This window comes from Streptomyces sp. NPDC031121 (genome assembly GCF_055570615.1).
The window spans coordinates 622,984-646,980 of the sequence record NZ_JBVIGV010000001.1 but is presented as its reverse complement, the minus strand read 5'-3'; the positions used below and the strand labels follow the sequence as shown (position 1 = coordinate 646,980).

Annotated in this window: 15 protein-coding genes; 8 read left to right on the top strand and 7 right to left on the bottom strand. The window is 73.7% G+C overall.

Annotated features, from left to right (window positions below; translation table 11 throughout):
- Positions 1-24 precede the first annotated feature (24 nt).
- The gene (locus ACZ462_RS02965; RefSeq protein WP_467802882.1) at positions 25-1,446 is read right to left on the bottom strand and encodes a hypothetical protein; all 1,422 of its coding nucleotides are present in this window, start codon (positions 1,444-1,446) and stop codon (positions 25-27) included.
- Positions 1,447-1,666: 220 nt separating this feature from the next.
- Between ACZ462_RS02965 and ACZ462_RS02960 the strand changes: the two genes are divergently transcribed.
- From ACZ462_RS02960 to ACZ462_RS02945, 4 genes are read left to right on the top strand one after another with little or no spacing between them, the layout of a single operon-like run.
- Positions 1,667-2,206: a WcaF family extracellular polysaccharide biosynthesis acetyltransferase gene (locus ACZ462_RS02960; RefSeq protein ID WP_467802681.1), complete on the top strand. Its 540-nt coding sequence runs from the start codon at positions 1,667-1,669 to the stop codon at positions 2,204-2,206.
- Positions 2,203-3,321 (top strand): glycosyltransferase, encoded by a 1,119-nt coding sequence (locus ACZ462_RS02955; protein WP_467802680.1) that lies wholly within the window; start codon positions 2,203-2,205, stop codon positions 3,319-3,321. The genes ACZ462_RS02960 and ACZ462_RS02955 overlap by 4 nt, the downstream gene beginning before the upstream one ends.
- Positions 3,322-3,332: 11 nt before the next feature.
- Positions 3,333-4,016 (top strand): hypothetical protein, encoded by a 684-nt coding sequence (locus ACZ462_RS02950; protein WP_467802679.1) that lies wholly within the window; start codon positions 3,333-3,335, stop codon positions 4,014-4,016.
- A 41-nt stretch (positions 4,017-4,057) separates the two neighbouring features.
- Positions 4,058-5,425 carry a CoA transferase gene (locus ACZ462_RS02945; protein WP_467802678.1) on the top strand — a complete coding sequence of 456 codons (1,368 nt, stop codon included), beginning with the start codon at positions 4,058-4,060 and terminating at the stop codon, positions 5,423-5,425.
- Between the two features lie 71 nt (positions 5,426-5,496).
- Here the strand turns inward: ACZ462_RS02945 and ACZ462_RS02940 are convergent, their stop codons facing one another.
- From ACZ462_RS02940 to gmd, 3 genes are all read right to left on the bottom strand, one after another.
- Complete coding sequence (locus tag ACZ462_RS02940; protein ID WP_467802677.1) at positions 5,497-6,168, bottom strand: hypothetical protein; 672 nt, start codon at positions 6,166-6,168, stop codon at positions 5,497-5,499.
- An 87-nt stretch (positions 6,169-6,255) separates the two neighbouring features.
- Positions 6,256-9,036, bottom strand: a complete 2,781-nt coding sequence (locus tag ACZ462_RS02935; protein ID WP_467802676.1) for a CBM96 family carbohydrate-binding protein — start codon at positions 9,034-9,036, stop codon at positions 6,256-6,258.
- A 246-nt stretch (positions 9,037-9,282) separates the two neighbouring features.
- A complete protein-coding gene (gene gmd / locus ACZ462_RS02930; protein ID WP_114054250.1) occupies positions 9,283-10,296 on the bottom strand; it encodes a GDP-mannose 4,6-dehydratase in 1,014 nt (337 codons plus the stop codon).
- Between the two features lie 359 nt (positions 10,297-10,655).
- Here gmd and ACZ462_RS02925 point away from each other — a divergent pair, with 359 nt between their 5' ends.
- Positions 10,656-11,618 (top strand): GDP-L-fucose synthase family protein, encoded by a 963-nt coding sequence (locus tag ACZ462_RS02925; RefSeq protein ID WP_467802675.1) that lies wholly within the window; start codon positions 10,656-10,658, stop codon positions 11,616-11,618.
- 19 nt (positions 11,619-11,637) lie between these two features.
- Here the strand turns inward: ACZ462_RS02925 and ACZ462_RS02920 are convergent, their stop codons facing one another.
- Entirely contained in the window at positions 11,638-13,116 is a 1,479-nt protein-coding gene (locus ACZ462_RS02920; protein ID WP_467802673.1) for a sugar transferase, read from the bottom strand.
- Positions 13,117-13,499: 383 nt separating this feature from the next.
- On the opposite strand from ACZ462_RS02920, the gene ACZ462_RS02915 reads away from it, so the two are divergent.
- Positions 13,500-15,767, top strand: a complete 2,268-nt coding sequence (locus tag ACZ462_RS02915; RefSeq protein ID WP_467802671.1) for a M4 family metallopeptidase — start codon at positions 13,500-13,502, stop codon at positions 15,765-15,767.
- A gap of 104 nt (positions 15,768-15,871) precedes the next feature.
- Here ACZ462_RS02915 and ACZ462_RS02910 read toward each other — a convergent pair whose 3' ends face one another.
- Positions 15,872-16,423 carry a hypothetical protein gene (locus ACZ462_RS02910; protein ID WP_467802670.1) on the bottom strand — a complete coding sequence of 184 codons (552 nt, stop codon included), beginning with the start codon at positions 16,421-16,423 and terminating at the stop codon, positions 15,872-15,874.
- Between the two features lie 219 nt (positions 16,424-16,642).
- Positions 16,643-19,294: an alpha-glucan family phosphorylase gene (glgP, locus tag ACZ462_RS02905; RefSeq protein WP_467802668.1), complete on the bottom strand. Its 2,652-nt coding sequence runs from the start codon at positions 19,292-19,294 to the stop codon at positions 16,643-16,645.
- A gap of 957 nt (positions 19,295-20,251) precedes the next feature.
- On the opposite strand from glgP, the gene ACZ462_RS02900 reads away from it, so the two are divergent.
- Positions 20,252-22,246, top strand: coding sequence for an alpha-1,4-glucan--maltose-1-phosphate maltosyltransferase (locus ACZ462_RS02900; protein WP_467802667.1), 1,995 nt, complete (start codon positions 20,252-20,254; stop codon positions 22,244-22,246).
- On the top strand, positions 22,243-23,937 hold the full coding sequence (gene treS / locus ACZ462_RS02895) for a maltose alpha-D-glucosyltransferase (protein ID WP_467802666.1): 1,695 nt from the start codon (positions 22,243-22,245) through the stop codon (positions 23,935-23,937). The genes ACZ462_RS02900 and treS overlap by 4 nt, the downstream gene beginning before the upstream one ends.
- Positions 23,938-23,997: the final 60 nt, after the last annotated feature.

Below are 23,997 nucleotides of genomic sequence, written 5' to 3'. Positions count from 1 at the left end.
GGTCGGCGCCGCCTCCGGCCCGGGTCAGCGGAGGGTGGTGGCCTTGTCCGTGCGGTACGTGGCCACCAGCGCCAGGCACAGCGCCGCGATCGCCACACGCCCCGAGGCCTGGAGCAGCGGCCCGCGCAGCAGGATGAACGAGTAGCCTGCGACGAGCGGCACGACCACGGAGATTAGGCTGCCGGGCGGCGCCCGCCGGGTGGCCCGCTTCGCGTACCGCCGGTCGACGCGCGCGGCCGCGTACCCCATCCCGAGCAGGCCGGCGCCCATCCCCAGCGGGCCGAAGTCGATCCACAGCTCGGCCCAGATCGGGGACGACAGGTTGGTGTTGACGGTGCCCATCCACTGGCCGACCATCACGCCGGTGTCGCGCGGCTTGCCCGGCCACACCGAGCGCGGCACCGCGAAGAAGACCGAACCGGCGAGCTGGCGCCCGTAGAAGTGGCCGGGCCCGGACTCCGAGAAGGTGATGGTGTTCGCGAACATGCCGATCTGGTCGTAGTCCTTGAGGGCCATCGGCTCCAGGAACGACGTCGTCTCCACCGGCTTGTAGTTCTTCTCGTCGTACCGGAAGCGGTCCGCGAACGGGAAGACCAGCAGGGCGACGACCACGGCCATCGACAGCGCCACCCGGTACATGGCCGCGCTCACCGGGAAGACGGTGAAGAGCATCGCGAACATGACGGTGAGGAACCAGTAGCGGGGGTTCGAGATCGGGTTGTTGACGACGAGGTTCAGCCCGCACAGCGCCGCCCAGGTGACGATGACCGACACCTTGCGGCGGGCGTACTTCGACGTGATCAGCCAGCGGGTGTACAGCAGCAGCGCGAGCAGTGCCGGGACGGTGCCGAAGCCGCGCAGGAAGGCCTGGCCGGCCTGGCCGTCGCCGTTGGAGACGCCCGCCTCCTGGATCCCGGCGATGATCTCCTGGCGGCTGGAGAAGAACACCGCGGGGCCGCCGAGCTTGAGGACGAAGACGGCCGAGCAGCCGAAGGCGAGGACCGTCAGCAGCTGGAGGCGGCGCCGGTGCGCCATGACGGGCCGTGAGGCCTCGCGGCGGGCACCGGCCGTCCGGACGGCCGGACGGTGCCGGGCGAGCAGGACGCCGACGTCGAAGGCGGTGCAGCCGAGCAGGACGAGCCCGATGGCGAGGGTGAGGTCGGAGCGCGGGCCGACCACCGGGGTCGGGACGCGCCCGAGGACGGCCTGGGCGAGCGGCGCCACGCCCATCGCCATGTAGACGAACAGCCAGAAGGAGCCCTGGAGCAGCTTTCGGCGGCTGGTCAGGATCATCGCGGAGAGCCGGACGCCCGCGTACATGGTCAGCAGGAGCTGGAGCCAGAAGGCGGCGTCGCGGCGGCCGTCGCCGGTCTGGACGGCGACGATCAGCGGCAGGAAGACGGTGAAGCCGAGGATCAGCGGGACGGACAGGGCCCGGGAGAGCAGGGTGCGGGGGGTGGTGACGCGGCCCCAGCGGGAGGCTTCCGCCTCCTCCCGCGGGTCGGGGCGGAGAGCCGCGATGAGGGGCTTGCGTATGTCCGTTGCCACTGCCGCCCCCACCCCATGTGCCTGATCCGGCGGCAGTCTAGTCTGAGCGGGCGGCGCCAGGGGAGGCGCGGCCCGTGGGGGCCCCGGGGGCGCCGGGGAGAACGATGAGGTGCGACCGTTGCGTGATCTTCCTTCCTTCACGCTGACCGGATACGACAAGGGGCGCGGCCTGCTCGTGCAGGCCCTCTGGTTCGCCGTCATGAACACGGTGTTCGCGGCGTGGTTCTGCCCGGCCCGGCTGCGGGTGGCCCTGCTGCGGGCCTTCGGCGCCGAGATCGGCGAGGGCGTCCTGATCCGGCACCGGGTGCGCGTGCTGTGGCCGTGGAAGCTCTCCGTCGGCGACCACACGTGGATAGGCGAGGGCGCCTGGCTGCTGAACCTGGAGCCGGTGGCCATCGGATCGCACGTGTGCATCTCGCAGGAGGCCATGCTCTGCACGGGCTCCCACGACCACCGGGCGGCGGACTTCCGCTACCGCAACGCGCCGATCACCGTCGAGGACGGGGCGTGGGTCGCGGTGCGGGCGACGGTGCTGGCCGGGGTCACCGTGGGCCGGTGCGCGGTCGCGGGCGCCGGCTCGGTCGTCCACAAGGACCTCCCCGCCCTGACCCTGCAGACGATGGACGGGCGGCGCCGCCCGGTCGAGGAGCCCCAGTGAGAGTCCTGCACGCCGTCACCCTGCACTCCCCCACGCACGCCTTCGGCGGCCCCGTGCGGGTCGCCCTCAACCTCGCCCGGGGGCTGCGGCAGCGCGGCCACGAGGCGGCGCTCCTCGCCCTCGGCGAGGGCTTCGGCGAGCCCTGGCCGACCGAGGTCGAGGGGGTTCCCGCGAAGCTGTTCCCGGCCCGCCGGATCCTCCCCCTCGGCTTCAGCGGCATGACCTCCCCGGCCCTGCTGGCCTCGGCGGGGCGGCTCGTACGCGACGCCGACGTGGTCCACGTCCACCTGGCGCGCGACCTGGTGACGCTGCCGGTGGCGCTCGCGGCGCTGCGGGCCGGGCGGCCGCTGGTGCTCCAGACGCACGGCATGGTCGACCCGAGCGGCCGGCTGCTGGCGAAGGTGCTGGACGCGCTGGCCGTACGCCGGGTGCTGCGCGGCGCGGACGCGGTGCTGTACCTGACCCCGTACGAGCGGGAGGGGCTGGACGCGGTCGTGGGCGGCCCCCTGCCGCAGGCCGTCCGGCTGGTCAACGGCACCCCGGCGCAGGAGGCGCGCCCCGCCCCGGAGGGGCCGCCGCGGATCCTGTACGCGGCGCGGCTCCAGGCCCGCAAGCGCCCCGTCGACTTCGTGGACGCGGCCCCGGCGGTGCTGGCGGTGCACCCCGACGCCGAGTTCGTGCTGGCCGGGCCGGACGAGGGCGAGCGGGCCGCGGTGCTGGCCCGGATCGACGAGCTGGGCCTGGCCGGCCGGTTCACCGTGCCGGGGGCCCTGTCGTCGGCGGAGGTGCTCGCCGAGCTGCGGCGGGCGCACGTGTACGTACTGCCCTCGGTGGACGAGCCGTTCCCGATGTCGGTGCTGGAGGCCCTCTCCGTGGGCGTGCCCACGGTGGTCACCCATTCCAACGGGCTCGCCAAGGACGTCGCCGGGGCGGGCGCCGGCCGGGCGGTGGAACCCGGCCCGGCGGGCGTGGCCGCGGCCGTCCTGGAGCTGCTGGACCCCGCGGCCGGCGCCGCCGCCTCCCGGGCGGCCCGCGCCCTGGCCGCCGGCTCCTTCTCGATGGACGCGGTCCTGGACACCCTGCTGCCGGTGTACCGGGCGGCTCGGGACCGCTGACCGCCCGCGCCATGGGCATCTACGTGGTCAGCGTCGCGGACGAGGACTGGGCGGACGCGGAGATCCGCGGTCCCGTCCTCGCCGCCCTGCGCGGGGAACTGGAGCGGCGCGGGCTCGGCCGCCTCCCCGAGCCGCCGGCCGGGTCGCGGGCGCCGGGCCGCCGGCCCGGCCCGCCCGCCCGGCTGGGGCTGCGCGGGCTGCCCGGCCGGCCCTCCGCGCGCGGCGGGCGGGCCGACGCCTTCTCGGAGAAGGCGTACCGGCCCTACGGCGCCTTCGAGGCCCTGTGCCGGGCGCAGCCGGACGGCTCCCGCCTCCACGACGCCCTGATGGACTGGGAGCTGCTCGTCCCCGTCGACTTCGACGGGGTGCTCGAACTGGCCGTTCCCGCGGAGCCCGGCGGGGACGGGGCCCGGGTCCGCAGCGCGCACCGCGCCGCCGAAGCGGCCCGGCGGCTGGCGGCCGTACTCGAACTGCCCGACTGCGTACCGCGGGACGGCGGGCCGCTCGCCCTCACCGGCTGGTTCGCCGGGCCGGCGGCCGGGCGGGCCGCGGCCGGGCGGGCCGCGGCCGGGCGGGCCGCGGCCGGGCACCCCGGGCCGTGGCAGGAGGCGCCCGACGCGGCGTACTACACCGCCCTGTACCTGGGCGCCGCCGAGCACGCGCTGCGCCGCGGCCGTGTGATCGCCTACGGCTGACGGCCGTTCACCTCGCCGAGGCCCTCGCCCACAATGGGCGTATGGAGACCAACGGGGAAGCGGACGCGGCCACGCGGCAGGCGTGGACGGCGCTCGGCGGGCCGGGCGGAGCAGCCCGGCGGGTGGTGTACCGCGGCGGCGGGGAGCTGGGCGCGGCGCGGCTGCCGGTGCGGGAGCTGGCGCGGGCGGCGGTCGGGGTGTGCTCGCTGGCCGCGGCCGAGCTGGCCGCCGTACGGGCCGGGCGGCCGGCGGCGGATGCGGCGGACGGGGCGGAGCTCGCGGTCGACGAGGGGGCTGTCTCGGCGGCGTTCACCGGCGAGCGGCTCCTGCGGGTGGAGGGGCGGGCGCCGGTGTCCTTCGCCCCGCTGTCCGGGTTCTGGCGCACCGCCGACGGGTGGGTGCGCACCCACGCGAACTACCCGCACCACCAGGCGGCCCTGGAACGCGGCCTGGGCGCGGGGCCGCTGACGCCGGAGCGGCTGCGGGCCGAGCTGGCCGGGCGCCGGGCGCTCGACGTGCAGGAGGCGGTGTACGCGGCGGGCGGCCTGGCCGTGGCCGTGGCCGACTCCTTCGGCGCGCCGCAGCCGCTCGTCGGGATCCGGGAGACCGGCGGACGCGGCCGGCAGCTCGGGCCGGGCCCGCTGCCCGCCTCGGGGGTCCGGGTGCTGGATGTGACGCGGGTCATCGCCGGGCCGGTGGCCACCCGCACGCTCGGCCTGCTCGGCGCGGACGTGCTGCGCGTGGACCCGCCCGGGACCCCCGAGGCGGACGACGCCCACGCCGACACCGGGTTCGGGAAGCGCTCGGCGGTGCTGGACCTCGCGGACCGGGCGGACCGGGCGGTGTTCGACGGGCTGCTGGCGCAGGCCGACGTGGTGGTGTCGGGCTACCGGCCGGGGGCGCTCGACCGGTTCGGCCTGGGCGCCGAGGAGCTGGCCGCGGCGCGGCCGGGGCTGGTCCTCGCGCAGCTGTGCGCGTGGGGCTGGGAGGGGCCGTGGGCGGGCCGGCGGGGCTTCGACTCGCTGGTGCAGGCCGGGTACGGGATCGCCGCGGCGGAGGCCGGCCCCGACGGGGTGCCCGGGGTGCTGCCCGCGCAGGCGCTGGACCACGGGACGGGCTACCTGCTGGCGGCCGGGGTGCTGCGGGCGCTGGCCGCGGGCGGCGGGCGGGTGCTGCGGTTCTCCCTGGCGGGGACCGCGTCGTGGCTGGTGCGGGAGGTCCCGCGGGATCCGCGCCCGGCGCCGGGCGGGGCGGACGGGGCCGGTGCGGAGGCCTGGCTGCGCGAGGGCCGGTCCGGCTACGGCCGGCTGCGGTACGCGGCGCCCCCGCTCGCGGTGGGCCCGGGCGACTGGCCGGCCGGGCCGTCCCGCTGGGGCGCGGACCGCGCCGCCTGGCTCCCGCCGGCCTGACCGCCGGGGCGTGGACACGGCGGCGCCCCCGCCCCCCGGCGAGGGGTGCGGAGGCGCCGCGTCAGGATGCGTCAGGCAGGGATCCATGCCGAGCAGTTGGCGGAGGTGAACTCCGCCGCGCCCGCCGGGACCGCCGCCGTGATCTTGTCGCCCGGCTTCGGGGCCGACTCGGGGCCCGAGGCCAGGACCGCGCCGTCCTTGCCCTTGGCCTCCCAGGTGCAGGCCGTGTTCTGGGTCAGCGCCCGGTAGGTGCCGGGCGCCGGGGCGGGCCGGGTGCCGTCGCCGAAGCCCTTGGCGGCGGCGTCCAGGATCGGCTTCTGCTCCGGGCACAGGTGCGGGATCGCGTCCTTCGCGCCGGGGATCTCCCCGGAGATGACCGCGCCGGTCGCCGCGTCCTTGTCCCGCTTGGCCGTGCGCTCCACGCGCTGGCAGGCCTCCTGGCCGCTCTGCAGCACGGCCGCCGGGTCCATCTTCTCGGGGACGCGGCCGCTCAGGTACGCCTTCTCGTTGGGCTTGAAGCTGCCCGTCTTCGGGGTGAGCTTCGCGTCCGGGAGGACGGGCCCGGTCGGCTTCGCGTCGGGCGTGGCCGGCGGGGCGGCGGAGTCCGCCGGGTCCGGGACCGGGGAGGCGGCCGGCGGCTTGGCCTCGGCCTTGTCGGACGAGCCGTCGCCGCCGGAGCTGCAGGCGGTCAGGGTCAGGGCTGCGGCCAGCAGGAGCGCAGCCGCGGTGGAGCGTCGGTACATCGGTGGGGCTCCCGTGCGTGCCGGTTGGTTCGGGGGCGGCAGGCGTGCGGGGCCCGGCGTGGCGCGGCCGGGCCCCGCACCCTCCGGTTACTTCTGGCCGAAGGTGAGGACCAGCTGGGGTGCTGCGTCCGCCGCCGTCGACTCCTTCGACCACAGCCACAGCGCGTCGGTGCCCGTGCTGGTCAGGGCCAGGCTGCGGCTGCCGCCGAGCAGCGCCGAGACCGCGGCCGTGTCCAGCTGGGCGCTGTGCAGCGCCGAGCCGTCCGGGATGGCCGCGAAGGTGCCGAGCGGCGTGGTGCCCAGGGCCGGCTTGGTGGTGAAGGAGGTCGTCGCGCCGCTCCAGGTGCCGGTGACCGGGACCACGGAGACGGTGTCGGCGGTGCCGGCGCCCGACTGCGTCGACGTCTTGACCTGGAGGACGGCCGACTTCAGGACCTGCCCGGCCGGCGCGGCCGGCACGTCGAAGCGCAGGTACGTCTCGTAGCCCGGGTTGCCGCGGACGGCGAGCGAGGTGGACGCGCCGTTGGCCGCGCTCGGGGCTCCCTGGTTGACGTAGGTGTCCTCGGTCGCGGTGACCTTGGAGACCGTGTCGGCGGGGGTCTTCGCCAGGTCGAAGTGGTTCTTGACCTGGGCGGCGGTGAGCACCTTGCCGTAGACGGCCGTCTCGTCGAGCTGGCCGGCGAAGAAGTTGCTCGTCGGGCGCGACGGCCAGCCGGAGAGGTTGTCCCCTCCGACGTGCCAGTAGCCCGCGTAGGAGGCCGAGTCGGTGACGCCCAGCGTGCCCTTGAGCTGGCCGTCGACGTACAGCGCCATGCCCGAGGGGCCCTGGCTGGCGACCACGTGGTGCCACTTGTTGTCGTTGTACGTGTCGAACAGGCCGGTGGTGATCGTGCGGGTGGAGCCGTTGTACACGCCGAACACCAGGCGGCCGGTGTTCGTCATGTAGATGTGCTTGTCGTGCGTGCCGCTGTTGCGGGTGGTGTTGTTGCCGAAGCCGACGAGCTTGCCGCCGCGCGTGGTGTTCGTCTTGAACCACGTCTCGACGGTGTAGCTGCTGCCGACGGTCTGGCGGTGGTCGCTGTGGAGCTTCTGGCTGGTGCCGTTGAAGCCCATCGCGGTGCTCGGTCCGGTGACCGCGCCGGGCGTCTGGCGCAGCGCCGGGGCGTTGACCTGGATGCCGCTGGTGTTGCCGCCGTCCGAGGAGTCGGCCACGTACGGGCGGACGGTGTCGTCGTAGCGCCAGTACAGCTGGGCGCCGTCGGCGCGGACCTGGTTCGGGTACGCCTCGACGGAGGTCGGGACGGTCACCGAGGCGGTGGCCGACAGGGCGCTGGTGTTGCCGGCGGCGTCGGTTGCGGTGACCCGGTAGGTGTAGCTCTGGCCGGCCTTGGCGGTGGTGTCGTTCCAGGAGGCCTGGGGCCGCTCGAACTCCAGGGAGTCGGCGGTCATGGTGTGGATCGGCGTGCTGGAGCCGTTGCGGTAGATGCGGTACGTCAGCTTGCTGTCGTCCGCGTCGTAGCTGGTGCGCCAGCGGACCTGGACCTCGCCGGGCTTGACGGCGGCGGCGCTGGCGACCGGGGTGGTCGGGGCGCCGACGTCGCCGGTGGAGGCGAAGCGGGTCAGGCTCTGCTGCTCGGCGCCGTTGACGGTGGTGAACTCACCGCCGACCCACATGAACTTCTTGCCGTCCTTCTCCGACACGGCCATGACGCGCGGGCCGATGCCCTCGCCGAGGCCGTCGTTGGTGTCGGGGAACCAGCCGAGCTTGCGGGGGCCGCGCACGAAGCCGTCCACGGGCGCGGGGGCGGCGCCGGTGTGGTCGGTCGGCTGGGCCAGCAGGTGGCGGCGGCGGCCGTCGGGGAACTCCAGCTCGGTGGAGCAGTCGTGCGCGTGCGAGGCGCTGTAGAGCACGCCCTCGTACGGCAGGACCCACTGGGTGGCGCCGAGGCAGCGGTCGCGCCACTTCTCGCCGAAGTCGCTCAGGCGCAGGCCGATGCGGCCGTCGAAGACGCCGCCGCCGGAGCCCTCGTTGGCGGTGTAGAAGCCGGTCTCGTCGGTGGCGATCGACTTGACGACGGAGTTCCACGGGATGTTGCCGTAGGCCTTGGCGACCTTGCCGGAGACCGCGTCGACCACGGCGAGCGCGTGCGAGTTGGTGCCGTTGACCGTGAAGAAGTCGCCGCCCAGGAGGACGTTCTTGCCGTCCGGGGTGACCGCGACGGCGCGGCCCGGCTCGTCGGCGTTGGCGGTGAAGGGCTTCAGCGCGCCGGAGCCGGCGTCGACCGCGGCGAACCGCTCGCGGGTCTGGCCCTCGACGGAGTTGAAGTCGCCGGCCGCGTAGAGGGTGTCCTCGGTGGCGGCGAGCGCCCGCACGGTGGCGGGGAAGCCGGGGTGGAACGCGGCCTTGGGGGTGCAGCTCTCGATGTCGATCGCCGCGAGGCTGGAGACCGGGGTGCCGTTGACGGCGCCGAAGTAGCCGCCCGCGTACAGGGTCTTCTTGTCCTTCGAGACGGTCAGCGCGCGGACGGTCGCGGTGCCTTCGCCGACGGTGAAGGCGAGCTTGCACGCGGTCGGCTTGCCCGTCGCGGCGTCGAGCGCGACGAAGTTGACGGCTTCCTGCTCCGATCCGGAGGAGGCGCCGGCCGGCGGGCGGACCGCCGAGAAGGTGCCGCCGGCGAAGACGGTGCCGTCCACCTCGGCCATCGCCCAGACGGTGCCGTTGGGCTGCCACGTCGGCAGGCTGTCGGCGGTGAACGCCACGGGCGCCGTGATGGCGGACGCCTGGGGCATGAGCACCAGGCCTATCCCGGTGCCCGCACCGGCCAGTGACAGGACGAGGGCAGCAGTCAGCCCTCTGGATCTACGCATGAGCCCCCCAGGGCGTATCGCCCGGTTTTGATGGCTGGAACTATACGAACAGCCGTATGTACGGGCGCAGACTAGGGGGCAAAACGGAACCCCGTCACCCCCCTTGGCCGATTCTGCACCGGGTTGGGACCAACCTGGACCGGCAGGGCGGGCGCATTGCGGACATACGGCAGGTATGTCCGGTCACCGCCGCAGCTGCCTGCGGCGATGTCCGTACACGGCAAATCGTAGGGGAAATATAAGGCCTCAGCGGTCGATCCGGACCGTTGCACCGGCCAGCTGGTCCTCGACCAGGCGGATGTCCGCGTCGACCATGATCTGCGCCAGCTCCGCGACCAGGACCGAGGGCTTCCAGCCAAGCAGCTCCTGGGCCTTGGACGAGTCGCCGATGAGCGCGTCGACCTCGCTCGGGCGCTCGTACTTGGCGTCGTAGCGCACGTGCTCGGTCCAGTCCAGGCCCGCGTGGGCGAAGGAGGACTCGACGAACTCCCGCACCGTGGCGGCCACACCGGTGGCGACGACGTAGTCGGTCGGCTCGTCCTGCTGGAGCATCCGCCACATGGCGTCGACGTACTCCGGCGCGTAGCCCCAGTCGCGGACGGCGTCGAGGTTCCCGAGGTACAGGTGCTCCTGGAGGCCGGCCTTGATGCGGGCGACGGCCCGGGTGATCTTGCGGGTCACGAACGTCTCGCCGCGGCGCGGGGACTCGTGGTTGAACAGGATCCCGTTGACGGCGAACATGTCGTACGCCTCGCGGTAGTTCACCGTCGTCCAGTACGCGAACACCTTGGCGGCGCCGTACGGGCTGCGCGGGTGGAACGGCGTGTCCTCGTTCTGCGGCGGCGGGGTGGAGCCGAACATCTCCGAGGACGAGGCCTGGTAGATGCGGGTGTCGATGCCGCTCGCCCGGATCGCCTCCAGCAGCCGCAGCGCGCCGAGGCCGGTCACGTCGCCCGTGTAGAGCGGGGCGTCGAAGGAGACCCGCACATGGGACTGGGCGCCCAGGTTGTAGACCTCGTCGGGCCGTATCTCGCGCAGCAGGTTCACGAGCGCGACGCCGTCGGACAGGTCGGCGTGGTGCAGGACGAAGGACCGGTTCGCGGTGTGCGGGTCCTGGTAGATGTGGTCGATCCGCTCGGTGTTGAAGCTGGAGGACCGCCGCACCAGCCCGTGCACCGTGTAGCCCTTGGAGAGCAGGAGCTCGGAGAGGTAGGAGCCGTCCTGCCCGGTGACGCCGGTGATCAGCGCGGTCTTGCCCATGTGGGGTCCCCCTGGGGATCGTTGCGGTGTGTGGTTCCGGAGGCTGCTGCGCCTCGGGGCCGGCCCGCCCCGGCCGTGCGGCCGCGGCGGTTCCTGCCGGGTGGTCGTGCGGTGGGTGCGGCCCCGTCCCGGCGGCGCTGCGGCCTGCCGGGGCCGGGCCGCGGGGACGCGGCCCCCGCCGGGTCCCCGCCCGGCACCGGGCCAAGGGCCCGGCCCCGGAAGCCGGATGCGTACCGTACACCGGTGCGGGGCTCCGTCCGCGGGCGGTCCGGACCGCGCCGGGCCCCGGCGGCGGGGCCGCCTCCGGGGTCCGGCACTTCGGCCCCGGGCCGCCCGGCCGGGCTGGCATCATCGGCGGTATGACAAGTTCGCTGCCGCTCCTGCCGCCGAACGCCCGCGTCTTCGTCGCGGGCCACCGCGGCCTCGTGGGCTCCGCCGTCGCACGCCGCCTGACCGCCGACGGCCACGAGGTGCTCACCCGCAGCCGCGCCGACCTCGACCTGCGCGACGCCGCCGCGACCGCCGCGTACCTGCGCGACACGCGCCCGGACGCCGTGGTGCTGGCCGCCGCGAAGGTCGGCGGCATCATGGCCAACAGCACCTACCCGGTGCAGTTCCTGGAGGACAACCTCAGGATCCAGCTGAGCGTCATCGGCGGCGCGCACGCCGCCGGTGTGGCCCGGCTGCTGTTCCTCGGCTCGTCCTGCATCTACCCCAAGCTCGCGCCGCAGCCCATCACCGAGGACGCGCTGCTGACCGGCCCGCTGGAGCCGACCAACGAGGCGTACGCGCTGGCGAAGATCGCCGGCATCGTGCAGGTGCAGTCCTACCGCCGGCAGTACGGGGCCTCGTACATCTCCGCCATGCCCACCAACCTCTACGGCCCGGGCGACAACTTCGACCTGGAGACCTCGCACGTGCTGCCCGCGCTCATCCGCCGCTTCCACGAGGCGGCGGCCGAGGGCCGGGAGGAGGTCGTGCTCTGGGGATCGGGCACCCCGCGCCGCGAGTTCCTCCACGTCGACGACCTGGCCGCGGCCTGCTCGGTGCTGCTGGAGCGCTACGACGGGGACGAGCCGGTGAACATCGGCTGCGGGGAGGACCTCACCATCCGGGCCCTCGCCGAGACCGTCGCCGACGTCACCGGCTTCCGCGGCCGCCTCGCCTGGGACACCTCCAAGCCGGACGGCACCCCGCGCAAGCTCCTGGACGTCGCCCGCCTGACCTCGCTCGGCTGGAAGCCGCAGACCGGGCTGCGCGACGGCATCGCCGCCACCTACCGGTGGTGGCTGGAGCAGGGCGGGCCGGGGACGCGGGGCTGAACGCACGCGGCAGGGCCTCTCAGTACGCTCCGCGGCCGTCGACGACGGCGCGGAGCGTACGGCCCATGACGTCGACGTCGCTGGTGAAGGACCAGTTGTCGACGTAGCTCAGGTCGAGCTGAATCGTTTCGTCCCAGGACAGGTCGGACCGGCCGCTGATCTGCCAGAGCCCGGTCATGCCCGGCCGCACGGAGAGCCGGCGCAGCTCGACCTCGTCGTACCGGGCCACCTCCTCCGGCAGCGGCGGGCGCGGGCCGACCAGGGACATGTGCCCGGCCAGGACGTTGAGGAGCTGCGGCAGTTCGTCCAGGGAGGTGCGGCGCAGCAGCCGGCCGGCCCGGGTCACCCGGGGGTCGCGGCGGATCTTGAACATGAGGCCGTCGTTCTCGTTGGCGCCCGCCAGCTCGCCCTTCAGGCGGTCGGCGTCGACGACCATCGTGCGGAACTTCCACATGGTGAACGGGACGCCGTCGCGGCCGATGCGCTGCTGGCGGTAGAACGCCGGGCCGCGCGACCCGAGCCGGATCGCGAGGACGATCGCCAGGAACAGCGGGGAGAGCAGGACCAGTCCGACGGCCGCGCCGACGCGGTCCAGGGCGGCCTTGAGCGCCGTCTGGAGGCCCCGGCTGACGGGCGGGGCGACGCGCAGCACGGCGACGCCGCCGGCGGAGAGGGTCTCCAGGCGCTTGACGGAGACCTCCACCAGGCCCGGGAAGACGGCGAGTTCCAGGCCCGCGTCGTGCAGCGCCCACGCGACGCGGCGCAGCCGCTCCCCGGCGATCCGCGCGCCGGGCGCGACGAGGACGAGGTCGGCGTGGTGGCTGCGGACGGCTCCGAGGACGGCCGCGGAGTCGGCGGCCGGGGCGTCCGGGGCGAGGGCGTCGAGCCGGGCGGCGACGGGGACGCCGCCCTCCAGCGGGCCGGTGCCGACGGGGACGACGCCGACGACGACGTAGGGGTGGTCGGTGCGGGCGGCGAGGTGCGCGATGAGGGAGTCCGCCGCGGCCGGCTCCCCTATCACCAGGACGCGGCTGACGGCCTGGGCCTCGCGGCGGGCCGCGGAGAGGTGGCGGTAGGTCAGTTTGCGGCAGGCCACGGTGACGAGGAGGGCGGGCAGCAGGGCGCCCAGGGCGGCGAGACGCGGCGTGTCCTCCCCGGTGACCACGCGTGCCACGGCCAGGACGCCGATCAGAATCAGCCAGTCGTGGACGACCGGCAGCACTCCGCGGGACTCGCCGAGCGCGCGGGCGGCGTACCGGCGGCGCACCGCCTGCACGCCGGTCCAGGCGAGGGCCGCGCCGAGGGCGCAGTACACGGGCCGGACCTGCTGCGCGGCCTCGAAGACGAGCCCCACCGGGACGGCCGCTCCGAGGAAGTCGGCGGCGAGCGCGGCGGGCAGGTACCAGCGCGCCTTGTCGCCGATCCGCCTCACGGGCGCAGCAAGGAGCTCGGCCGCCGCTCCGGCCACTCTTTGCGCAGGAAAATGGACATGCCTCATGGGCCCCCCTGGCACGCGGTCTATGACGGTGGCGCAGGCCCGCGGCTTCCCCTGGCGACGGGCATCCAACACACCGGGAAACAGTACGACAAACACTTTTACTACAAGTACCGAACGCCCGAACGGGGACGCTTGTTGCTTAAGTGTTAGCAACCGGTACCCCGGGCTCCATATTTTTCGCCTACACCGGCACGCGCGAAGGTGAAGGGTTCGGATACCGGATGCGACGCCTCGGTCAACGGACCCTTTCCGGCCAAGTTTTTGACGCGACCCTGACATTCCTGCGCGCGGGTGGCACTCTTCGATCCGTTCATCGCACCAGCCCTGTTCTGCCCGGTGGCCCACCCAGCCGTCCGGAATCCCCTTTGCAGAAGGAGTCTGCGTTGAGTCCCACCCCCCACAGGCGCGCCACCGCGGCCGGCGCACTCGTCGCCGCGGCCGCGATGCTCGCCGTCGGCATACAGGCCGGCAGCGCCACCGCCGACAGCGCGGCGTCGAAGGCGCCCGCCGCCGCCAAGGCCAACCCCGGCGCGGCACCCCTCAAGCTCAGCCCCTCCGAGCGTGCGACGCTCATCTCCGAGGCGAACTCCACCACCGCGCAGGCGGCCAAGGCGCTGGGCCTCGGCGGCCAGGAGAAGCTCATCGTCCGCGACGTCGTCAAGGACGCGGACGGCACCACGCACACCACGTACGAACGCACGTACGCGGGCCTGCCCGTACTCGGCGGCGACCTGACGGTCCACGCCAAGGACGGCACGACCAAGAGCGTCACCAAGGCCACGCACCACGAGATCAAGGTGCCGACCACCGACGCCGCCGTCACCCCGGCCGCCGCCGAGGGCCAGGCCCTCTCCGCGGCCGACGCGGCGGGCTCCAAGGACGCCAAGCCCGCCAAGAACGCCCGCAAGGTGGTCTGGGCGGCCGAGGGCGCGCCCGTCCTCGCCTGGGAGACGGTGGTCGGCGGCCTCCAGCACGACGGCACCCCGAACGAGCTGCACGTGGTCACCGACGCCAAGACCGGTGCGAAGATCACCGAGTGGCAGGCCGTCGAGACCGGCACCGGCAACACCATGTACAGCGGCCAGGTCACCCTCGGGACGAGCCAGTCCGGCAGCAGCTACACCCTGACGGACGCGAACCGCGGCAGCCACAAGACGTACAACCTCAACCGGGGCACCTCCGGCACCGGCACCCTCTTCTCCGGTCCGGACGACGTGTGGGGCAACGGCCTGCCCTCCAACCTGGAGACGGCCGGCGCGGACGCGCACTACGGCGCCGCGGTCACGTGGGACTACTTCAAGAACGTGCACGGCCGCAACGGCCTGCGCAACGACGGCGTCGCCCCGTACAGCCGCGTCCACTACGGCAACAACTACGTGAACGCGTTCTGGCAGGACTCCTGCTTCTGCATGACCTACGGCGACGGCGACGGCAACGCCAAGCCGCTGACCTCCACCGACGTGGCCGCGCACGAGATGACCCACGGCCTCACCTCGGTCACCGGCAACATGACCTACAGCGGTGAGCCCGGCGGCCTGAACGAGGCGACCTCCGACATCATGGCCGCCGCCGTCGAGTTCTACGCCAACAACGCGCAGGACGTCGGCGACTACCTGGTCGGCGAGAAGATCGACATCCGCGGCAACGGCACCCCGCTGCGCTACATGGACAAGCCGAGCAAGGACGGCTCCTCCAAGGACTACTGGTACTCGGGCCTCGGCGGCATCGACGTCCACTACTCCTCCGGCCCGGCCAACCACTGGTACTACCTGGCCTCCGAGGGCTCCGGCGCCAAGGTCGTCAACGGCGTGAGCTACGACTCGCCGACCTACGACAACCTGCCGGTCACGCCCATCGGCCGCGACGCCGCCTCGAAGATCTGGTTCCGCGCGCTGACGGTCGGCTACTTCAAGTCGAACACCAACTACGCGGCCGCCCGCACGGCGACCCTCCAGGCCGCCGCCGACCTGTACGGCCAGGGCTCGGCCACGTACAACAACACGGCCAACGCCTGGGCCGCCATCAACGTCGGCGCCCGCATCAGCGACGGCGTCACGGTCACCGCGATCCCGAACCAGAACACCGCCGTGGGCACCGCGGTCAGCCTCCAGGTCCAGGCGACGAGCACCACCCCCGGTGCGCTGTCGTACTCCGCCACCGGCCTGCCGGCCGGCCTCTCGATCAACTCCTCCACGGGTCTGATCTCGGGCACGGCGACGACCGCGGGCACGTCCAACGTGACGGTGACGGTGACCGACTCCGCCAGCAAGTCGGGCACGGCCTCCTTCACCTGGACCGTCGGCACGGGCGAGCAGAACGTCTTCGAGAACACCGCCGACTACCAGATCCGGGACAACGCGACCGTCGAGTCCCCGATCACGGTGACCCGCTCCGGCAACGCGCCGAGCACCCTGAAGGTGGACGTCAACATCGTCCACACCTACGTCGGTGACCTGCGGGTCGACCTCGTCGCCCCCGACGGCACCGTCTACAACCTGCGCAACCGCAGCGGCGGCAGCGCAGACAACATCGTCCAGTCCTTCACCGTGAACGCCTCCTCCGAGGTCGCGAACGGCGTCTGGAAGCTCCGCGTGGCGGACCTCGCCAGCCTGGACACCGGCTACATCAACAGCTGGAAGCTGACCTTCTGACCCCTGGCGGGCGGATGAGGCGCACCGGCTGACACGACACGGGGCCGTCCGGGGGAAACCCTCCCGGACGGCCCTGTTCCATGCCCGCGTGCGCTGCGGGGCGGCTACGGGATCGCCGCGAAGACCTCGTCGAGCATGCCGGACCGCTGGGCGCCGCGGTCCTCCCGCGCGGCCTCGTGCCCGGCCGGCGCCTCCTGCGCGGCGGCCTCCGGGCCGCCGAAGTCGCCGCCGTCGCCGGCGAACCCGCCGTCTTCGCGGCCGTCGTCGTTGCCCTCGTCGCGGCCCTCGTCGTTGCCCTCGTCGTGGCCGTCGCGGCCGACCGGGGTGAACAGCACCGAGCGGACGTGCACGCCGTACACCCGGTCGCCCGGCTCCAGGATCCGCTCGGGCCGGCCGCTGCAGCCGCGGTCCGGGAAGAGGTACGCGCGCCCCTCCGTCCCGTTGCTGACGGCGGTGGCGGGCTTGTCGTGCGAGGTGCCGTTCAGCTCGTAGCAGGTGTCGAGGCCCGTGGGGCGGATGGAGCGGCGCTCGTCGCCCCCGACCAGGTAGTCCAGCCTGCCCAGGTCCTGGTCGTGCTCGTCGGCGGCCGCGGTGCCCGCCGGGACGGCGAGGGCGAGGGCGGTGAGGAGGGCTGCGGCGGTGCGGCGGAGGCGCATGGGGCGGTGTCCGTTCTGTCGGCGCTGGACGCGCGGTCGGCGGTGGCGTCCAGCCGGCAGCGTAGGAGAAGCCCCGCGCGCCGCGGCGGTGCGGCATGCGCACGCGTTCGGAGGTTCACCCGCCCGGAGCGCCCTCCGCCGCCGTACGGGCCGCCCCGGCCCGCGAATGGGGGCGGGAGGGGTCTGCACCCCGCCCGCCCCCGGCCGCAGCACGGGCGGCTAGCGCAGGACGACGCCGCCCTGCGGGCCCGCCTCCCCGGCCGCGTCGCCGTCCGCGGGGGCCGCGACCAGCCCCAGTTCGGCCGGCGAGGCCAGCAGCGGGTGGGAGGGGAGGATCCGGACCGTGTACCCGAAGGCCCCCGTGCGGTCCAGGGCGAGCGGCCCCTCGTACACCCAGCGGCCCTCCAGGTCCGGCCCGCCGGCCGGCTTGAGCGGGAAGGCCCGGCTGTCGCGGATGACGTCCTGCGGGTCCACCCGGCCCGCGACCGCCTGCACCTCGACGTCCTCGGGGGCCAGCGCGTCGAGCGCCACCCGCACCCGCAGGGTGAGGGTCGCCCCCAGCTCGGCGGTTCCGCCGACGGGCGCCGCGGCCAGCGCCTCGACGTGCTCGACGGCGACCTGCGGCCAGGCCGCCCGGACGCGGCCCTTCCACCAGGCCAGGTCCCGCGCGGCGTCCTGGCTCATCGCCCGGTGGGCTCGGGCGGCGGGCGCGTAGAGCCGCTCCACGTACTCGCGCACCATGCGCCCCGCGAGCACCTTGGGGCCCAGGGAGACGAGGGTGCGCCGGACCATCTCGATCCACCGCACCGGCAGCCCGCTGCGGTCGGCGCGGTCGTAGAACCGGGGCGCGACCCGCTGCTCGACCAGCTCGTAGAGGGCCTTCGCCTCCAGGTCGTCGCGCCGGTCCTCGTCCGTGCCGACGTCGGCGGTGGGGATGGCCCAGCCGAAGTCGGGCTCGAACCACTCGTCCCACCAGCCGTCGAGGACCGACAGGTTGAGGCAGCCGTTGAGCGCGGCCTTCATGCCGCTCGTGCCGCAGGCCTCCAGCGGCCGCAGCGGGTTGTTCAGCCACACGTCGCAGCCCGGGTACAGCTTCTGGGCCATGCCCATGCCGTAGTCGGGCAGGAAGACGATGCGGTGCCGCACGCGCGGGTCGTCGGAGAAGCGCACCAGCTCCTGCACGAGCCGCTTGCCGCCGTCGTCGGCCGGGTGCGCCTTGCCGGCGACGACGATCTGCACCGGCCGGTCGGGGTCCAGCAGCAGCCGGCGCAGCCGCTCGGGGTCGCGCAGCATCAGCGTGAGCCGCTTGTACGAGGGGACGCGCCGGGCGAAGCCGATGGTGAGGACGTCCGGGTCGAGGACGGAGTCGACCCAGCCGAGCTCGGCGTCGGCGGCGCCGCGCTGGCGCCAGGAGGCCCGCAGCCGCTCGCGCACCTCGAGCACCAGCTGCTCGCGCAGGCCCCGGCGCAGCTCCCAGACGTCCTGGTCGGGGATGTCGGCGACGGCGTCCCAGCGCTGGGAGCCGCCGACCGACAGGGCGTCCTCGGTCCGGCCGGCGCCGATCTGCCGCGCCCCGAGCCGGACGACCTCGGGGGCCACCCATGTCGGGGCGTGCACGCCGTTGGTCACGGAGGTGATGGGCACGTCCGCCGGGTCGAAGCCCGGCCACAGCCCGGCGAACATGTCGCGGCTGACGGCGCCGTGGAGGGTGGAGACGCCGTTGGCGCGCTGGGCCAGGCGCAGGCCCATCACCGCCATGTTGAAGACGCCGGGGTCGCCGCCGGGGTAGGTCTCGGCGCCGAGCTCCAGGATCCGGTCGACGGGCACGCCGTCGAGTTCGCCGCCTGGGCCGAAGTGGCGCGCGACGAGCGCCCGGTCGAAGCGGTCGATGCCGGCGGGGACGGGGGTGTGGGTGGTGAAGACGGTGCCGGCGCGGACCGCCTCCAGGGCGGCGTCGAAGCCGAGGTCCTGCGCCCCGTCGAGTTCCCTTATCCGCTCCAGGCCGAGGAAGCCGGCGTGGCCCTCGTTGGTGTGGAAGACCTCGGGCTCCGGGTGGCCGGTGAGGGCGCAGTAGGTGCGGACGGCGCGGACGCCGCCGATGCCGAGCAGCATCTCCTGGAGCAGCCGGTGGTCGCTGCCGCCGCCGTAGAGCCGGTCGGTCACCTCGCGGGCGCCGGCGTCGTTGTCCTCGACGTCGGAGTCGAGGAGCAGCAGCGGGACGCGGCCGACGCGGGCCTGCCAGATGTGGGCGTGCAGGGCGCGGCCGCCCGGCAGCGAGAGCGAGACCCGGGCGGGGGTGCCCTCGGCGTCCCGGAGCAGGGAGAGCGGGAGCTCGTTGGGGTCGAGGACCGGGTAGTGCTCCTGCTGCCAGCCGTCGCGGGAGAGGGACTGGCGGAAGTAGCCGTGCCGGTAGAGGAGTCCGACGCCGATGAGCGGGGCGCCGAGGTCGCTGGCGGCCTTCAGGTGGTCGCCGGCGAGGATCCCGAGGCCGCCGGAGTACTGGGGCAGGGCGGCGGTGATGCCGAACTCGGGGGAGAAGTAGGCGATGGCGGCGGGGAGGTCGGCGATGTCCTCGTGGGTCTGGTACCAGCGTGCGCCGTGCACGTAGTCGTCGAGGTCGGCGGCGGCGACGGCGAGCCGCCGCAGGAACCGGCGGTCGGAGGCGAGGGCGTCGAGGCGGGCGGCGGAGACGGAGCCGAGCAGGCGGACGGGGTCGCCGCCCGCGGCCTGCCAGCCCTCGGGGTCGACGGATTGGAAGAGTTCGCGGGTCTCCGTGTGCCACGACCAGCGCAGGTTGCGCGCGAGGTCGGCGAGCGGCAGCAGCGGCGGGGGGAGGACGGGGCGTACGGTGAATCGACGGATAGCCTTCACGCGTTCCACCTTCGCAGGCGAGTGCGGACCGGAGCGGCCGCACCACGCTGTGCGCCCGCGCAACAACCCCCGGAAGGCTAGCCCCGCCGGGCCCGGGCGGCCATCCCGCCGCCGCGGCCCCCCACCGCGCCGCAAGCGCTCCTCGAACGCGTGCCGCCGGACCGGGAGGGGTCCGGGAGCGCCGGTGCGCGCCGTACGGGTGTGACCGGATCGGGTGGGTGGGCGGCGGCCGTGGCGGAATCCCCCGACCGGGCGATCATGCCGGCCCCCGCCGCGGGCGCCGCCGGCCCCTCGCGGCGGGTCCGCCGCGGCCTCCGCCCGCCGGCGGAGCGCATGCGGCGGCCCCCGGGCGGGCCACTGCGAGGCCGACCGGACGGAGCGAAAGCCCGGAAGGCGGCCAAATTCTATGGCCTGCGGGCGAGTTGACGGCGCACGGGGGGCGCGGGCGCGGCGTCCGTGCCCCCGTTCGCGGCGGCGGACGGCCCGCGCCCGTACACAACGGCCGGAAATCATCGCTGTCGAGGAGGTTTCCGGCCGTCGCACGCCCTTGCGGGACGGTCCGGTCCGGAGGGCTTCCACCAGCCCCGGAGACCACGCGAGTGGCGGTTGTGACGGGCGTGCCGGGGGATGCGTCCGCCTGTTCCAAACGACTTGACGGAGCATCACCCATCCGTCCGGCCCATCCCGGTCCGGGGTTACGCGCTACGCACGAGTAGTTGACGGGCGGTGCGGATTGGGCGCGGCGAGACTGGGAAGGGCTCCCCGCGTACCTGCACGGCACCCCACGCCCAGCCCTTCCCCGCCACCCGAGTGAACGCGGACAGGAGCGGCCATGCCCGCAGCGCAGCCGTCTTCCGAACGGCTAGAAACAGAGCGAACAGAGCGTGCACTACCGGTCGGCGTCCCGATCGGCCTGTTGTCACCGAGCCCTGCGAACTGCCCCCAGGTGATCCCATCATGATCGGTCGCATTCCCGTCCTGGACGTCCGCCCCGCCGTCGGCTGCGGTGCCAGACCCGCCAAGGCGGTGGTGGACGAGGTCTTCGAGGTGTCCGCCACCGTGTTCCGCGAGGGCCACGACGCCGTCGCCGCCCACGTCGTGCTCCGCGACCCCAGCGGGCGGCTGCGCCCGCCGGTGCCGATGCGCGAACTCGCCCCCGGCACCGACCGCTGGGGCGCCCGGATCTCCGCCGACACCGAGGGGCGGTGGACCTACACCGTCGAGGCCTGGAGCGACCCGCTGGCCACCTGGCGGGCAGCCGCCGCGATCAAGGTGCCCGCGGGGATCGACCCCGGTCTGACCCTGCTGGAGGGCGCCGAGTTGTACGAGCGCGCCGCCGCCCGGATCACCAAGCGCGACGGCCGTGCGGACGTGCTCGCCGCGGCGGCCGCGATGCGGGACGAGGACCGGCCGGCGGCCGAGCGGTACGCCGCCGCCCTCGACCCGCTGGCGCAGGCGGCGCTCGCCCGGCGCCCCTACCGGGAACTCGTGAGCTCCGCGAAGGCGCTGCCGCTGCTCGTGGAGCGCAGGCGGGCCCTCTTCGGCTCCTGGTACGAGATGTTCCCGCGGTCCGAGGGGGCCGTCGTCGAACCCGGCGCCGCCCCCGTGAGCGGCACGTTCCGCACGGCCGCCGAACGGCTGCCCGCGATCGCCGCCATGGGCTTCGACGTCGTCTACCTCCCGCCGATCCACCCCATCGGCACCACCTTCCGCAAGGGGCCGGACAACACGCTTTCGGCCACGGACCGGGATCCGGGCGTGCCGTGGGCGATCGGCTCCCCCGAGGGCGGCCACGACGCGGTCCACCCCGACCTGGGGACCCTGGAGGACTTCGACGCGTTCGTCGCCCGGGCGGGCGAGCTCGGGCTGGAGATCGCGCTGGACTTCGCCCTGCAGTGCTCCCCCGACCACCCGTGGGTGGAGAAGCACCCCGAGTGGTTCCGGCACCGGCCCGACGGGACGATCGCGTACGCGGAGAACCCGCCGAAGAAGTACCAGGACATCTACCCGGTCCACTTCGACGCCGACATGGCCGGCATCGTCGAGGAGACCGTCCGCGTCCTGCGGCACTGGATGGACCACGGCGTCCGCATCTTCCGCGTCGACAACCCGCACACCAAGCCGGTGTCCTTCTGGCAGAAGGTGATCGCGGCCGTGAACCGGACCGACCCGGACGTGATCTTCCTGGCGGAGGCGTTCACCCGCCCCGCGATGGTGCACACCCTCGCCGCCGTCGGCTTCCAGCAGTCGTACACGTACTTCACCTGGCGCAACACCAAGGCGGAGCTCACCGAGTACGTCACCGAGCTGGCCGGTCCGCACTGGGCGTCCGTGCTGCGCCCGAACTTCTTCGTGAACACCCCGGACATCCTGCACGCCTACCTCCAGCACGGCGGCCGCCCCGCCTTCGAGGCGCGGGCCGTCCTGGCCGCCACGCTCTCGCCGACCTGGGGTGTCTACGCCGGCTACGAGCTTTGCGAGAACACCCCGCTGCACGAGGGCAGCGAGGAGTACCTGCACTCGGAGAAGTACGAGCTGCGGCCGCGGGACTGGGCGGCCGCCGAGCGCGAGGGCCGCACCATCGCCCCCCTGATCACCGCCCTCAACCGGATCCGGCGGGAGAACCCCGCGCTCCAGCAGCTGCGCGACATCCACTTCCATCCGACCGACAACGAACAGGTGATCGCCTATTCGAAGCACGCGGGCGCCAATTCCGTACTGGTGGTCGTCAACCTCGATCCGCACCACACCCAGGAGGCGACGGTCTCGTTGGACATGCCGGTACTCGGCCTCGACTGGCACGGGTCCCTCGCCGTGCGCGACGAGCTCACCGGCGAGACCTATCACTGGGGCAGGGCGAACTACGTGCGCCTGGAACCGGGCCGCGCGCCCGCGCACGTGCTGACCGCTCTGCGACCGTCCCCGCCCACCGGAGGGTCACCCACCACATGATCATCAACGATCCCGTCCACGACACGTTCGAGGACACCCCCGCCAAGGACCGCGACCCCGACTGGTTCAAGCGGGCCGTCTTCTACGAGGTCCTCGTCCGCTCCTTCCACGACAGCAACGGCGACGGGGTCGGGGACCTGAAGGGGCTCACCGCGAAACTGGACTACCTCCAGTGGCTCGGCGTCGACTGCCTGTGGCTGCCGCCCTTCTTCGCCTCCCCCCTGCGCGACGGCGGCTACGACGTCTCCGACTACACCTCCGTCCTGCCCGAGTTCGGCGACCTCGCCGACTTCGTGGAGTTCGTGGACGCCGCCCACCAGCGGGGCATGCGGGTGATCATCGACTTCGTCATGAACCACACCAGCGACCAGCACGAGTGGTTCCAGCAGTCCCGCAAGGACCCCGACGGGCCGTACGGCGACTACTACATGTGGGCGGACAACGACAAGCAGTACCAGGACGCCCGCATCATCTTCATCGACACCGAGACCTCGAACTGGACGTACGACCCGGTCCGCAAGCAGTACTACTGGCACCGGTTCTTCTCCCACCAGCCGGACCTCAACTACGAGAACCCGGCCGTCCAGGAGGAGATCATCTCCGCCCTGCGCTTCTGGCTGGACCTCGGCATCGACGGCTTCCGCCTCGACGCCGTGCCCTACCTGTTCGCGGAGGAGGGCACCAACTGCGAGAACCTCCCCCGCACCCACAGCTTCCTCAAGCGGGTCCGCGCGGAGATCGACGCCCACTACCCGGACACCGTCCTGCTCGCCGAGGCCAACCAGTGGCCCGAGGACGTCGTCGACTACTTCGGCGACTTCTCCTCCGGCGGCGACGAATGCCACATGGCCTTCCACTTCCCCGTCATGCCGCGCATCTTCATGGCGGTGCGGAGGGAGTCCCGCTACCCCGTCTCGGAGATCCTGGCCAAGACCCCGGCGATCCCGGAGCGCTGCCAGTGGGGCATCTTCCTGCGCAACCACGACGAGCTCACCCTCGAGATGGTCACGGACGAAGAGCGCGACTACATGTACGCCGAGTACGCCAAGGACCCGCGGATGCGGGCCAACATCGGCATCCGGCGCCGCCTCGCCCCCCTCCTCGACAACGACCGCAACCAGATGGAGCTGTTCACCGCCCTGCTGCTGTCGCTGCCCGGCTCCCCGGTGCTGTACTACGGCGACGAGATCGGCATGGGCGACAACATCTGGCTCGGCGACCGCGACGGCGTCCGCACCCCCATGCAGTGGACCCCCGACCGCAACGCCGGCTTCTCCTCCTGCGACCCGGGACGGCTGAACCTGCCGGTCATCATGGACCCCGTCCACGGCTACCAGGTCACCAACGTCGAGGCGGCGATGGCCTCCCCCTCCTCGCTGCTGCACTGGACCCGCCGGATGATCGAGATCCGCAAGGCCAACCCCGCCTTCGGACTCGGCTCGTACACCGAGCTGCCCTCGTCCAACCCCGCGGTCCTCGCGTTCCTCCGCGAGTACGGGGACGACCTGGTGCTGTGCGTGCACAACTTCTCCCGCTTCGCCCAGCCCACCGAGCTGGACCTGCAGTCGTTCAACGGGCGGGTCCCGGTCGAGCTGATCGGCGACGTGCGCTTCCCGCCGATCGGCGAGTGGCCGTACCTCCTCACCCTCGCCGGGCACGGCTTCTACTGGTTCCGCCTGCGCAAGGAGTAGCCGCGCGCGCCGCCGCCGCGGCGCGCACCGCAGGGGCGGGAACCGAACGGGTCAGCGGCC